Origin of the sequence: Porphyromonas pogonae, from assembly GCF_036320655.1 — a bacterium.
Taxonomy (GTDB): domain Bacteria; phylum Bacteroidota; class Bacteroidia; order Bacteroidales; family Porphyromonadaceae; genus Porphyromonas; species Porphyromonas pogonae.
Window position 1 is genome coordinate 519,721 of record NZ_CP143258.1, and the last position, 13,736, is coordinate 533,456.

Sequence of the window (13,736 nt, forward strand, 5' to 3'; positions counted from 1 at the left end):
ACAAATTAAACAGGTAATAAGACCATGGATCTAATTCAAAACATTATTGCAAGGGCAAAAGAGAATCTACAGAGAATCGTTTTGCCGGAAGGTCTTGAGGAGCGTACGCTCCGTGCGGCCGATATGCTTTTGAGAGATAAGGTAGCCCATCTTATACTGATAGGTAATCCTGATCAAATAAAAGCGAAAGCAGATGAACTTAAGCTCAGCCATGTTGCTGAAGCCACACTGCTTGATCCTAAAAACCACGAAAAGAAAGAAGAATACAAGGAGCTGCTACTCAAGCTGAGACAGGCCAAGGGGCTTACTCCCGAGAAAGCTGCTGTATTGGTAGAAGACCCGTTGTATTTGGGATGTCTTATGATCAAGAATGGAGATGCCGACGGAGAGATCGCCGGTGCTCAGAATGCTACGGGTGATGTACTACGCCCCGCACTTCAGATCATCAAGACTATGCCGGGTATTAGCTGTGTAAGCGGTACCTTCCTGATGTTCCTTCAGGATAAATATTTTGGGCAGAATGGTCTGCTCATGTTTGCCGACTGCGCAGTATTGCCCAATCCTACAGCAGAGCAATTGGCTCAGATAGCTGTTTCTACAGGAAAGTCGGCTCGTGCTATTGCTGCTATGGAACCACGTATTGCCATGCTTAGCTTCTCTACCAAAGGTAGTGCTCAGCACGAGATGGTGGACAAGGTAGTGGAGGCTACACGTATAGCCAAAGAAATGGCTCCCGATATGCAGATCGACGGGGAGTTGCAGGCAGATGCGGCAATCATCCCCAATGTGGCGGCTCTCAAAGCTCCAGACAGTTTTGTGGCTGGTAAAGCCAATGTACTGGTATTCCCCTCTCTGGAAGTAGGAAATATATGCTATAAACTGGTGCAACGTCTCGGTCATGCTGAAGCTGTGGGCCCAATACTTCAAGGTATGGCAGCTCCTGTAAATGACTTGAGTCGCGGATGCTCGGTGGAGGATATTTATAAGATGGTGGCTATTACTGCCAATCAAGCAATCGCATCGAAATAAAAAACATATAGATATGAAAGTTTTAGTACTAAACTGTGGTAGCTCGTCAGTCAAATATATGTTGATCGACATGCCCCAAGGTGATGTTTTAGCTCAGGGCGGAGTAGAGAAACTCGGCCTTCCCGGTTCTTTTTTGAAGTTTAAGATGCCTAATGGTGAGAAAGTGCAGCTTGAAAAAGATATGCCGGATCACACTGTAGCTGTCGAATTTATACTCTCAACGCTGATGAGTGAAAAGTACGGTTGTATCAAATCTTTTGACGAGATAGAAGCCGTAGGACACAGATTAGTTCATGGAGGAAACAAGTTCAGTGAGAGTGTAGCTATCAATCAGGAAGTGATTGAGAAGTTGCGCGAGTGTATCGATCTGGCTCCGTTGCACAATGGCCCTAACCTGATGGGTATAGAAGCGATAATGAAGTTGCTCCCCAACATTCGTCAGGTAGGAGTGTTCGATACCGCTTTCCACCAGACGATGCCGGACTATGCCTACATGTATGCCTTGCCTTACGAGATGTACGAGAAATATGGAGTACGCCGCTATGGCTTCCATGGCACTAGCCATAGATATGTGAGCAAGAAAGGCGCCGAACTTGCTGGGCTCGACTACAAGAACTGTAAGATCATCACTGCTCACATTGGTAATGGTGCCTCCATGACTGCCATTGTCAATGGTAAGAGTATTGACTGCTCCATGGGATTTACTCCTACTGAAGGACTCATGATGGGTACCCGCTGTGGTGATGTAGATCCGGGTGCTCTTGCTTTTATCGCTGATAAGGAAGAGCTTGATGGCAAAGGCCTGTCAGACTTGGTTAATAAGCAAAGTGGAGTGATGGGTGTAAGCGGAGTTTCGTCCGATATGCGTGAAATCGAAGAGGCTATCAATGGCGGTAACAAGCGTGCAATGCTCTCTATGGAAATGTATAACTACCGTATCAAAAAGTATATTGGAGCATATGCTGCTGCTATGGGTGGCGTAGATCTGATCATTTTTACCGGCGGTGTGGGTGAAAACCAGTGGACTACCCGTGAGATCGTATGCGAAGGGCTTGAGTTTATGGGCATCAAGGTCGACAAGTCTGTAAATACCGAGCTTAGAGGTAAAGATGCTGTTATCAGTGCAGCGGATAGTCGTGTCAAAATTATGGTGGTGCCTACTGATGAAGAATATATGATAGCCAAAGATACTATGGATATCCTTAGTTGATAAATAACCATTATATTCTATACATATAATTGTGAGGGCTCTCTGCTTGTATTGTTCAGGTTGAGAGCCCTTGCTCTGTTTCCCCCTTGCTCAATTTATATTGAATCCGGTTATGAGACTGTTGCAAAAGTCAACAGTCTTGTGGATTTTGGAGGCAAAGCCGACAAAAGACACTTTGACCGGGCAGAGAAGGTAAAGTGCAAGGCGCTAAGAGTGAGTGCACAGGGAGTTTACTTCAGGTAAATGACCAAGCGCGAATCTCGCAAGCAACGAAGCAATTTGCCTGCTATGCAACGGTCTCGTTATAGTATAGCCGTAGCTTACACCCTATTTTGCATAAAGAAACAGGCACAGATGCTATGCTCCGTGCCTGTCTCTGTTTTTGGTTACCGGCTCATCTATCCGGTATTCTAAATGTCTATTTGTTGTCAGGTTTATTGCGCATCACCAGCATCGGTGTACCTGAGTGATAGAGCATCCTGCGAGCCATACTGGGGTTAAACAGCTTGGCAAAGAATCCACGCTCATAAGTATTGACCACGATAAGATCAATATGTTCGCGATTGATAAACTTCTCCAACGCCTCTCCAAAATCACCTTGTTCTAATTGGTTCACTTCAATCTCCCGTGTGGGGTAGTGTCTGAGGTGATAATCTTTGATTGCTTCGAGCTGTATTTGGTTCCACTCTTTGCCCTCACCGAGTGATATGTTGAAGATATGGAATTTAGGATTGTGATGTCCCAGTAATTTGATGAAGCTTTCAAAGAGCAGCAGGTCATTTTGCTTCATGCTCGTTGCTACGGCCACTTCTTTTACTTTAGCAAGATCATCGAAAGGTGTTCCTTCCGGCACCACAAGTACGGGTACTTTGCTGGAGTCTATCACCTCTGCCGCTACACTACCGATGAGGTCACTGTCTTTCTTGCCTTTGCCTCGGGTTCCCATCACAATCACTACCGGTCTGTGGCGTTTGGCATAGCCCAAGATCACATCTTCGGGTGTGCCGTCTCTCAGCAGAGTCTTGAAGTTGACTTGAGGTATTGTGCCTTGCGCCATGAGGTCATTGAGATCTCTTTTCAGCTTTTCCATATCGCTCATCACCTGTTTCATTTCTTCCTTCAGGTTGAGTTCCGTAGAGAGTTGCACGGCAGTAATGTCTTCTATCATCATGGGGCTGGGGATAAAAGGCGTGTAATAAGCATGTATCAACACCACATTCAGTCCCCTTCGGGCAGCATAGTTGATTCCTATCTTACAAATACGGAGGGTGTAGTCACTGAAGTCGATGGGGATAAGTACAAAGTTGTTGTCTTTCTCATCTTCCTCTTTGTCATAGTCTGTTTCGGGTGTTTGTGCGTCTTCTTCCAGTTGTTCGTTCCAGTGCATGTTCTCAATGATGTTGAGGGCTTTGGGCAGATCCTTCTCGCTGATACGTACTCTTACTCCTGCAGACACCATTGGTTGCAACTGATTGATGTTCGTCAGGAATACTTCTATGCCTTCGCTCTCGAGTATAGTTTTAAGTATTTCGGCTTTTTCGTAAGTGTGAATCGCCACTGTTACAAGTTTATTCTCTTCCATAATATGTAAAGTTAAATGTGTTTCAATTTAAAAAATCAAGCCGTGATTATCATGCTCTTGATGCAAGCGGGAAACTAGCTCAAAAGGGGAGCACCTATGATCATTTATTCCTTTTTAATATAAACAATAGCCTCAAAATATTAGTTCATTTTGCTTCCGTGTTTAAGCTACGGTCGCAATCATTGTGGTAGATACGTCAAAAAGGCTTAACTTTGAATCGGACAAACACAAGTAATATTATGGAATTTCGTACAACTTCGCTCAGCGGAGTTTATCTCATCATCCCCAAAGTCATGGGAGATCACCGCGGATATTTTATGGAGTTCTTCCTCAAAGAACAGTTTGAGCAGAATATCGGCACGATCAACTTTGTACAGGAAAACGAATCATTCTCCACACGAGGAGTACTCAGAGGATTGCATCTTCAGCGCGGTACTCATAGCCAAGCCAAACTGATACGTTGCGTTTCTGGCTCTTTTGTGGATGTGGTAGTAGATCTGCGTGCAGGATCCCCCACTTATGGACAAACGTTTGTTACCGTGCTTTCTGCTGAGAATAAGCATCAGCTCTTTGTCCCTCGCGGGTTTGCGCACGGATTCCTTGTCACTTCCGATACAGCCATAGCGCAGTACAAAGTAGACAATGCTTACTCCCCACAAAGCGAATGCTCAGTGCGCTACGACGATGAGGACCTGGCTATAGACTGGGAGGGTTACGGGGTGAGCAAGCCAGAGTTTAAACTTTCCGACAAAGACCTCAAGGGCATTCCTTTCAGAGAGTTTTGCCCCGAGCCCGTATTGTAGATACACCCACCCTGCGGCTTTGTACACGGGTATTATCAGCTTAAAGGCTATTATTCATTACGATGCAATAAATCCTATCGCCATGCTGTGAATGTTTATTTCATAAAAATGCTTATATTGCATCCCGAAAATAGGATTCCGAGATAATTGCTCCCGATATTCAAGCGGAGCAGTAGTTCGGGATTCTTTTTATTTTAATGAACATTAGGAAAATAAATTAATAACTAACTATATGGGATATTCTTATATGACCAAGGAAGGCTACGAGAAAGTCTTGGCCGAAATCAACGAACTGGAATCCGTGCAAAGACCGGAGATCTCACGGCAGATTGCCGAAGCACGTGACAAAGGGGATTTATCGGAAAACGCCGAATACGATGCTGCCAAAGAGGCACAAGGTATACTTGAAGCCAAAATATCGCAGCTCAAAGGTGTTATTGCCAACGCCCGCATCATAGATGAGTCGCAGGTGGGCACTGACAGTGTACAGATACTCAACAAGGTAACCATCAAAAACACCAAAAACGGTACGCAGATGACTTACACCCTGGTATCAGACTCTGAGGCAAACTTGAAAGAAAACAAAATCTCCGTAAACACTCCCATTGCCAAGGGACTTATGGGGAAAAAAGTGGGAGATGTGGTAGAGATCACAGTGCCTTCAGGCGTAGTTACGTTTGAGATTATAGATATTGCGCTATAACTTCCCCAAACAAACGGGTACGGACTCTTTTTTCGGTAGAGTGCCATATCCTCTTCATAAAAACACATAAGCCATGTCAAGTATTTTCAGTAAAATAATAGCAGGTGAGATACCCTCACACCGCATAGCCGAGTCTGATAAGTTCTATGCCTTTCTTGATATAGAGCCCATTGCTCCGGGACACACCCTGGTTGTCCCCAAGAAAGAAGTCGACTATATCTTTGACCTTGATGACGAAACCTTGGGAGAACTCATGATCTTTGCCAAGAAAGTAGCCAAAGGTATCCAAAAGGCTATTGAGTGCAAGCGCGTAGCAGTAGCCGTGATAGGGCTTGAAGTACCGCACGCCCACATCCACCTCGTACCCATAGAGCAAGAGGGCGATTTGGACTTCAAGAAACCAAGGCTGTCTTATACCCGTGACGAACTCGCAAGGATAGGAGATCGCATCAGAGAGCAGGTATAATATATTTGCCATAAACTATAAACAACACTTCCCCCTTCTTATGAATATTGCTATCATAGGCATCGGATACGTCGGGCTCGTGAGTGCTGCATGCTTTGCAGAGCTGGGTGCCACCGTATACTGCGTGGACGTAGACGAAGATAAAATAGAGAAACTCAAGAGCGGTATCATCCCCATCTATGAGCCGGGTCTCGATACCTTGGTGCGTCATGGCATGGAAGCCGGTCAGCTACACTTCAGCACATCCATCAGTGAGGTGTTGCCCCATGTGGAAATCGTGTTTAGTGCTGTAGGTACGCCTCCTGATGAAGACGGATCGGCAGATTTGCGCTATGTACTCGACGTAGCCCATACCATCGGCCGCAGTCTCGAAAAGTATTGTCTCGTCGTTACCAAGAGCACAGTACCCGTGGGTACCTCACGGCTTGTCAAGCAAGCTATCCAAGAGGAGCTCTATGCTCGCGGCCGTACAGATCTTGAATTTGATGTGGCTTCCAATCCCGAGTTCCTCAAAGAGGGCAATGCTATCAACGACTTCATGAAACCCGACCGTGTAGTAGTGGGCATAGAGTCCGAGCGTGCCCGTGAGCTCATGACCAATCTGTACAAGCCTATCCAGCTCAATAACTTTAGAGTATTGTTTATGGATATCCCCTCTGCCGAGATGACCAAATATGCTGCCAATGCCATGCTAGCTACCCGCATCAGCTTTATGAACGATGTGGCCAACCTGTGTGAACTCGTGGGAGCCGATGTCAATATGGTGCGGCAAGGTATAGGCTCCGATACCCGTATAGGCAACAAGTTTCTTTATCCCGGCTGTGGATACGGAGGATCATGCTTCCCGAAAGATGTCAAAGCTCTCATTCATACAGCTCGGCTCAATGGATATAGCATGAGAGTGCTTGAAGCTGTAGAAGAGGTCAATCATGACCAAAAGAAGATTCTTTTCAATAAGTTTCACAATCATTTCCAAGGAAATCTCCACGGTAAAAAAGCAGCGGTATGGGGGCTTGCCTTCAAGCCCGGCACTGATGATATGCGTGAAGCTCCCGCCATGGAACTTATTGAGGATCTCCTCCAAGCAGGTTGTGAAGTAGCAGTGTATGATCCGGTAGCCATGGACGAAGGCAAGCGACGCATAGGAGACAAAGTACGCTATGCCGATGATATCTATGATGCAGCCCTTGATGCCGATGTTATTTTCCATGTCACAGAATGGAAACAATTCCGCATGCCATCATGGGGAGTGATCAAGAAATCTATGCGTACACCGTTGGTGATCGATGGACGCAATGTCTTCGACAATTCGTTGGAGCAGTACGGCATCACCTGTCTGGGCATAGGTGTGGGAGTGTAGAGTCCCCACCTCTTAGTCCTAAGCAAAAGCTTTTTATTTCCTATATGGAGTAAGGAGCTTTTGCTGTTTTGTATACCCTGTGTTGATGTACTCTTCATCATCTATACTGATAGGCCTATTAGGCTGTTTCTTACAGATATAAGTGTCCATTTCTCCATTGGTCTATGAAGTGTCTGGGTGGAGTTGTGGAGTAGTGGTGAGCACAATGGTTACAGAGATGTAAGATGGTGCACTATAGAAACACGTTACTTCCTTAGAAATATTAGTTTACTTGCTGTTAGTCAATTATATAGATTTTGGTTTTTTTAACGTACAAGGTCTTGACAAAGGGGTGTTTGAGGTTGTATATTTGCATTGTCGACGCTTTTATTTCACGTCGACATCCTATTTATTTATTCACTTTATAATCATTTATTTATTCACTTTATAATCATTTATTTATTATGTTATTTACTGTAGAAAAAAGAAAAGCTCTTGTGGGCAAGCTCAAAGGAAAAACGGTGTATTACGCCAAGCCCGCACCTACCCAAACCCTATCTCTACGCACCATCGCCAACGACATTGCAGACTCATGCAGCCTTACTGCTGCGGATGTGGAGGCTACTCTGCACAGACTCAGCTATGTGATGAAGCGTGAACTTATGAGCGGTAAGCGTATCAATCTGGGTGATTTGGGCATATTTAGCGTCAGTTTCCGTTCGCAATTTGTGGAGAAAGCCGACGATGTGGATGCCCGAAAGATTAAGAAACCCAGAGTAGTACTCAGGCAAAACAAGGAGATGCGCATGTGGGCAAAAGATATCACCTTGGCAGTGGAAGACCCCAAAAACTTCAAGACAAAGAAGCCCGGTGATCATAACCCGGATCCCGGTAATCCCGGTAATAATCCCGGGTCAGGGTTGTAAAACCGACTCGAATCTCCCCTAATTAACAACATACACATACACTCTCACCACGGCTCCGAAGGCGAATATGGCTTTCGGAGCCGTTTTCTTTTTCCTCTTTTACCAGACAAATGTATCTATGTTATGGCTCAACGTCCTCTATGTATTAGCTAAAATACTTTCCTGCTTTAGTTAAAACACAGCCGTGCTTTAGTTAAGACACGCTTGTATTACAGTTAAAACGTTTTGGTGCTTTAACTAAGACACAAAGCTGTTTTAGTTATGATACACTCATTGTCGGGAATCGAAGTTACTCCCCGCTCCATAACTCTTCGTTTGGTCTTTTCTTTTCCAAATAAGTTCGAATCATGAACATAGGATGCATGTAAATTTGATTTTTTTCTCATTTGGGGCTTTCCTTTTGCTACAATTGTGCTTTAGTATGGGCTTGTTTCAGTCTGTTATGGGTGAATTGCACCTTTCCTTACTTGTTTTTGCTGTCAAAAAGATAGGTCTGGTCGGTCCTTTTTGCCCCTTTTACATGAGTTCTTTCCATCTTTGGGCAGCCCATTTCGGGCAATGAATTTGTCTGATGGATGTGTCCGGATAGCAGGGAAAAACTATGCCGGAATATGAAAAAGAGCGCTGCCTGCACTTTTGTCCTTTTTTTACGCTGTAAAATGCCGAAATCTGTAGGTTTGTTAGCAATTGGATCATGATAAAAAGCAAAAAAATCATAAAAAAATGTTACCTTAGTGGCTTAAACGTAGTTAGACCTAAAAGCGTTTCAAAAATAAAATGATCGATCAAGAAGACAGAATTATAGACATCAACATTGAGGACGAGATGAAGACAGCGTACATTGACTATTCAATGTCCGTAATCGTGTCTCGTGCTCTGCCTGATGTTCGTGATGGATTCAAACCCGTACACCGCCGTGTGTTGTATGCGATGAATGATATGGGTAACACCTTTACCAATCCCACCAAGAAGTCTGCCAAGGCAGTAGGTGAGGTTATCGCTAAATACCACCCTCATGGCGACTCTTCAGTATACATGACCATAGTGCGTCTGGCACAGCCATGGAGCTTGCGCTACCCGCTGGTGCAGGGACAAGGTAACTTCGGGTCCATAGACGGTGACTCACCGGCAGCTATGCGTTATACCGAGGCTCGTCTCAGCGAGATAGCAGGTGAGATGCTGAAGGATATCGACAAGGAGACTGTGGATTTTCAAAACAACTTCGACGATACTATACTCGAGCCCACGGTGCTTCCCACACGCATACCCAACTTGCTTATCAATGGCGCTGCGGGTATCGCTGTAGGTATGGCTACCAATATGCCTCCCCACAACCTCTCCGAGTGTATAGACGGGTGTGTGGCGTATATAGAATCCGAGGGTGAGATCGATATAGAAGGTCTCATGCAGCATATCAAGGCTCCCGACTTTCCCACAGGAGGGTTTATATACGGATACGCAGGTGTAAGGGATGCCTTCCATACTGGGCGAGGCAGGGTAGTGATCAGAAGCCGTGCCGAGATAGAGCAATACAACAACCATGAGCGTATCATCGTGTCAGAGATACCGTACCAAGTAAATAAGGCCGAGCTTGTAGGTGGTATAGCACAGCTGATATCCGACAAGAAGATCGACGGTATATCGAATATCTCCGATGAGTCGAACCGCAAGGGTATCAGAGTAGTGATAGACGTCAAGAAAGACGCCAATGCATCTGTGGTACTCAACAAATTGTACAAGATGACCCCGTTGCAGAGCTCATTCTCTGTCAATAACATCGCTTTGGTCAATGGACGCCCCCAGCTGCTAAACCTCAAAGACCTCATACGCGAATTTATAGATCACCGCCATGATGTGGTGACACGTCGCTGCGAGTACGAGCTACGCAAAGCGCAGGAGCGTGCTCACATCCTCGAGGGGTTGCTTATTGCTGTTGATAATATAGACGAAGTGATCAACATCATCAGAGGATCACAGAATGCTCAGATAGCTCAGGAGCGACTCATAGAGCGTTTCCATCTCACCGAGATACAGGCTCGTGCCATTGTGGACATGCGTCTCAGGGCTCTTACCGGTCTTGAGAGAGACAAGCTCAGGGCTGAGTTTGACGAGCTGATGAACTCCATCAAATACCTCGAAGAGTTGCTTGGCGACAAAGTGCTGCGTATGAACGTAGTGAAGCAAGAGCTCGTAGCCATCAAAGAAAAATACGGCGATGAGCGTCGCAGTGAAATTGTATATGCTTCGGAGGAGTTCAACCCCGAAGACTTCTATGCCGATGATGAAATGATCATCACCATATCACACCTGGGATACATCAAGCGTACTCCGCTGTCGGAGTTCCATACACAGGGACGTGGCGGTGTAGGCTCCAAGGGTGCTGACTCCAGAGACGAAGACTTTGTAGAGTATATTTACCCGGCCTCCATGCACGCTACCATGATGCTGTTTACCGCTATGGGACGTTGCTACTGGCTCAAGGTGTATGAGATCCCTGAGGGAAGCAAAAACTCCAAAGGACGTGCCATACAAAACCTGCTCAACATCGAGTCCGGTGACCGTATCAATGCCTTTATACGTGTCAAGAACCTTACCACCGACACCGAGTTTGTAAACTCTCACTATCTCATGTTCTGTACCAAGCGAGGCATTATCAAGAAAACACTTCTCGAGGCTTATTCAAGACCTCGTGCCAATGGTGTGATAGCCATCAACCTTGCCGAGGACGACAACCTGGTGAGTGTACGCATGACCAATGGTAATAGCCAGATCGTGGTAGCCAACAAGAACGGACGTGCCATACGCTTCCATGAGTCTGCCATACGCCCCACCGGTCGTACTGCCATGGGTGTAAAGGGTATGACCCTGGACAATGATGGTATAGACGAAGTGATAGGTATGATATCCATCAAGTACCCGGAAGAGGAAACTATCTTGGTGGTGAGCGAGAAGGGATTTGGTAAGCGCTCCAATATCGAGGATTACAGAATAACCAACCGTGGCGGTAAGGGCGTGAAAACGCTGAATATTACCGATAAAACGGGTAAGCTGGTAGACATACGCTCGGTAACGGACGACTTTGACCTCATGATCATCAACAAGAGTGGTGTAGCTATACGTGTCAAAGTAAGAGATATCAATGTGATAGGCCGTGCCACTCAGGGCGTAAGGCTCATCAATCTGGACAAACGTAGCGATGAGATCGCCTCTGTATGCCGTGTGATATCGGAAGACGAGATTGAGGAAGAAGCTCAAGAAGAAATAAAAGAGAAAATGCAGGATAATAATGAAGAGCAGTCGGATGTTATAGAAAAAGATGTCCCTACTGATTTATTTGATTCCGATGCTGAAGATATTTAAATTTGATAAAACAAACTAATTAACAAGACTGAACAATGAAAAAGTTATTTTATGCAACAGCACTCTGTATGGTATTCTCTACAGGTGCTTTCGCACAAAAAGCGAATGTAAAGGCAGCCGAGAAAATTGCAAAGTCGGACAAGCCTAATTTCGAGGAAGCTCGTGGCTTAATTAAGTCAGCACGTGAGAATGCCGAGACTAAAGCTGATCCTTATACTTGGTATGTTTCAGGGTTGGTGGAAAACCAGGAGTTTGAAAAAGAACTTATCAAAGACATGATGCCCAACGGCCAAGGTGATAAGACCAGGATGTATAGCTCTCTGTTGAGAGTATTCCCATTCTACAAAACTGCGGATTCTCTGGATCGTGTACCCAACGATAAAGGTAAAGTAAAGCCTAAGTATGAGAAGGACATCATGAAGGATCTCAAGAGCGATCACTTACACCTGATCAACGCCGGTGCACACTTCATGAACGAGAAGAAATATGACAAGGCTACAGAAGCTTTCGATCAGTTCCTTGCCATCAAGAAGTTGCCTATGTTTGCTGAAGACAATACTATGACTGCTGTGGACTCTAATGCTATGATAGCAGGTTTCTACGGAGCTGTTTCGGCTTATCAGAGCAAAAACTATGACAAGGCTATCAGTATCGCAAACGCTGCAAAGGATTTGGACTATCAGAAAAACGAGATCTATCAGTTGCTTGCCGACTCTTACCTCAAGAAAGGTGATAGCGTATCTTACAGAAAGGTACTGGAAGAGGGTATGAAGATTTTCCCAAAAGAATCATACTATACGCTGAACATGACTAACTCTTTCATACAAAACAAAGAGTATGACAAGGCGATCGAATTCCTAAACAATGCTATCGCTCAAGATCCCAAGAACGCACAGCTTTATGACGTAATGGGTAAATTGTATGAGCAAAAAGAGGATTACAAGAAGGCTGCTGAGTTTTTCCAGAAGTCTATCGATGCTGATCCTGAATATGCAGAAGGCTATTTTGACCTGGGAAGAACATACTATAATGAAGGTGTAACTCTGAAATCAGGAGAGAAGATGGATCCGGCCACCGAAGCTAAAGCTAAGGAATGGTTCCAAAAGGCTCTCCCCATGCTCGAAAAAGCATACAAGACTATGCCCAAAGAAACTTACTACATCTTAGGTAATGTGTACTACAACCTGGGTATGAACGACAAGCAGAAAGAAATAATGGATGCCAACAAGTAATGCCACAGAGGCAGAAGCTTGATACTTATACGGAAGATTCCCGATGCTTAGCGGCATCGGGAATTTTTGTATCTTGCCTTACGGATTCCCGGTATTGTCCGTAAGGAACCAAGCTGATTCAGTGAGTTCTGTGCTCATTAGGCTCACGGTGCTTTGCCGAAAATCCGATATTTACATTTAAATAAAAGTTCATGATAGTTCTTATATCCCCCGCCAAAACATTTGCCGATCCTGCCAAGATCAAAAGCCCCGTAGAGATGACTATGCCACGCTACCGGGAGTATGCCCGCAAGATAGCCCTAGCCGCTTCGGGGCTGAAGCCTGATGATATAGCGAGGAGTATGGAGGTCAACAGTAAGATAGCCGGCAAGGCGTATTTGCATTGGCAGTCGTTTCTCAACCCATCCGAGCCTTGTGCTCCTGCGGCATTGCTGTACTCAGGTATGGTATTCAAGAAGCTTGATGCTGCTACGTTTTCTTCTGATACTTGGTCATATGCTGCTGACCACTTGCGTATCACCTCCTTTGCCTACGGTATGCTTGCGCCGGCTGATGGTATAGTGCCGTATCGAATGGAGGGAAATGTGGAGCTACCTGTGCCGGTGAGTGGTAAGGTATTTGATTATTGGAGACCGCTTATGACGGATATCTTTATTGCCGAGATACAGCGGGCGGGTGGCGTGTTGTGTTATTTGGCAAGTGAGGAGATGAAGCAATTGTTTGATTGGAACAGGGTGGAAAAATCAGTGCGTGTCATCACGCCGTTGTTTATGGTACCACAGGCAGGCGGTAAACTCAAACAAATAGTGATCTATACCAAAATGGCTCGAGGCCTCATGGCTCGACATATATTGCAGCATCGTATTACCGACCCTGAACAGCTCAAAGGGTTTAGCCCCAACGGTTTCGTATATAGTGACGGGGACTCCGGCGCACGCACGTCTGCAGATGAGTGGATCTATATCCTCTCGGAATAGCTCGTGCTCATCTATGTGATCTTTAGAGGTCATATTCAGCTGTACAAATATTATCACCCCACCCATAAGACTTGATCAGGCTTTATCGACAGGGTGATATTTTATATTA

12 protein-coding genes are annotated in these 13,736 nt (G+C 45.3%); 11 read left to right on the plus strand and 1 reads right to left on the minus strand.

Annotation, left to right across the window (positions count from 1 at the left end):
• The first annotated feature begins 24 nt into the window (after nt 1-24).
• From pta to VYJ22_RS02105, 3 genes are all read left to right on the plus strand, one after another.
• Complete coding sequence (pta, locus tag VYJ22_RS02095) at nt 25-1,029, plus strand: phosphate acetyltransferase (protein ID WP_329904756.1); 1,005 nt, start codon at nt 25-27, stop codon at nt 1,027-1,029.
• A 13-nt stretch (nt 1,030-1,042) separates the two neighbouring features.
• Nucleotides 1,043-2,239, plus strand: coding sequence for an acetate/propionate family kinase (locus tag VYJ22_RS02100; protein WP_329904758.1), 1,197 nt, complete (start codon nt 1,043-1,045; stop codon nt 2,237-2,239).
• 243 nt (nt 2,240-2,482) lie between these two features.
• On the plus strand, nt 2,483-2,653 hold the full coding sequence (locus tag VYJ22_RS02105) for a hypothetical protein (protein WP_329904759.1): 171 nt from the start codon (nt 2,483-2,485) through the stop codon (nt 2,651-2,653).
• Nucleotides 2,654-2,657: 4 nt separating this feature from the next.
• Here VYJ22_RS02105 and VYJ22_RS02110 read toward each other — a convergent pair whose 3' ends face one another.
• The gene (locus tag VYJ22_RS02110; protein ID WP_329904761.1) at nt 2,658-3,821 is read right to left on the minus strand and encodes a universal stress protein; all 1,164 of its coding nucleotides are present in this window, start codon (nt 3,819-3,821) and stop codon (nt 2,658-2,660) included.
• Between the two features lie 239 nt (nt 3,822-4,060).
• Here VYJ22_RS02110 and rfbC point away from each other — a divergent pair, with 239 nt between their 5' ends.
• The 8 genes from rfbC (at nt 4,061) to VYJ22_RS02150 (ending at nt 13,627) form a co-directional block, all read left to right on the plus strand.
• Nucleotides 4,061-4,624 (plus strand): dTDP-4-dehydrorhamnose 3,5-epimerase, encoded by a 564-nt coding sequence (rfbC, locus tag VYJ22_RS02115; protein ID WP_329904763.1) that lies wholly within the window; start codon nt 4,061-4,063, stop codon nt 4,622-4,624.
• A gap of 232 nt (nt 4,625-4,856) precedes the next feature.
• The gene (greA, locus tag VYJ22_RS02120; protein ID WP_329904765.1) at nt 4,857-5,327 is read left to right on the plus strand and encodes a transcription elongation factor GreA; all 471 of its coding nucleotides are present in this window, start codon (nt 4,857-4,859) and stop codon (nt 5,325-5,327) included.
• A gap of 73 nt (nt 5,328-5,400) precedes the next feature.
• Nucleotides 5,401-5,793: an HIT family protein gene (locus VYJ22_RS02125; protein WP_329904767.1), complete on the plus strand. Its 393-nt coding sequence runs from the start codon at nt 5,401-5,403 to the stop codon at nt 5,791-5,793.
• Between the two features lie 40 nt (nt 5,794-5,833).
• Nucleotides 5,834-7,153 carry a UDP-glucose dehydrogenase family protein gene (locus VYJ22_RS02130; RefSeq protein WP_329904769.1) on the plus strand — a complete coding sequence of 440 codons (1,320 nt, stop codon included), beginning with the start codon at nt 5,834-5,836 and terminating at the stop codon, nt 7,151-7,153.
• Nucleotides 7,154-7,596: 443 nt separating this feature from the next.
• Entirely contained in the window at nt 7,597-8,058 is a 462-nt protein-coding gene (locus VYJ22_RS02135) for an HU family DNA-binding protein (protein ID WP_329904771.1), read from the plus strand.
• 777 nt (nt 8,059-8,835) lie between these two features.
• The gene (gyrA, locus tag VYJ22_RS02140; protein WP_329904772.1) at nt 8,836-11,418 is read left to right on the plus strand and encodes a DNA gyrase subunit A; all 2,583 of its coding nucleotides are present in this window, start codon (nt 8,836-8,838) and stop codon (nt 11,416-11,418) included.
• A 35-nt stretch (nt 11,419-11,453) separates the two neighbouring features.
• Nucleotides 11,454-12,650, plus strand: a complete 1,197-nt coding sequence (locus VYJ22_RS02145; RefSeq protein ID WP_329904773.1) for a tetratricopeptide repeat protein — start codon at nt 11,454-11,456, stop codon at nt 12,648-12,650.
• 191 nt (nt 12,651-12,841) lie between these two features.
• Nucleotides 12,842-13,627 (plus strand): YaaA family protein, encoded by a 786-nt coding sequence (locus VYJ22_RS02150; protein ID WP_329904775.1) that lies wholly within the window; start codon nt 12,842-12,844, stop codon nt 13,625-13,627.
• Nucleotides 13,628-13,736: the final 109 nt, after the last annotated feature.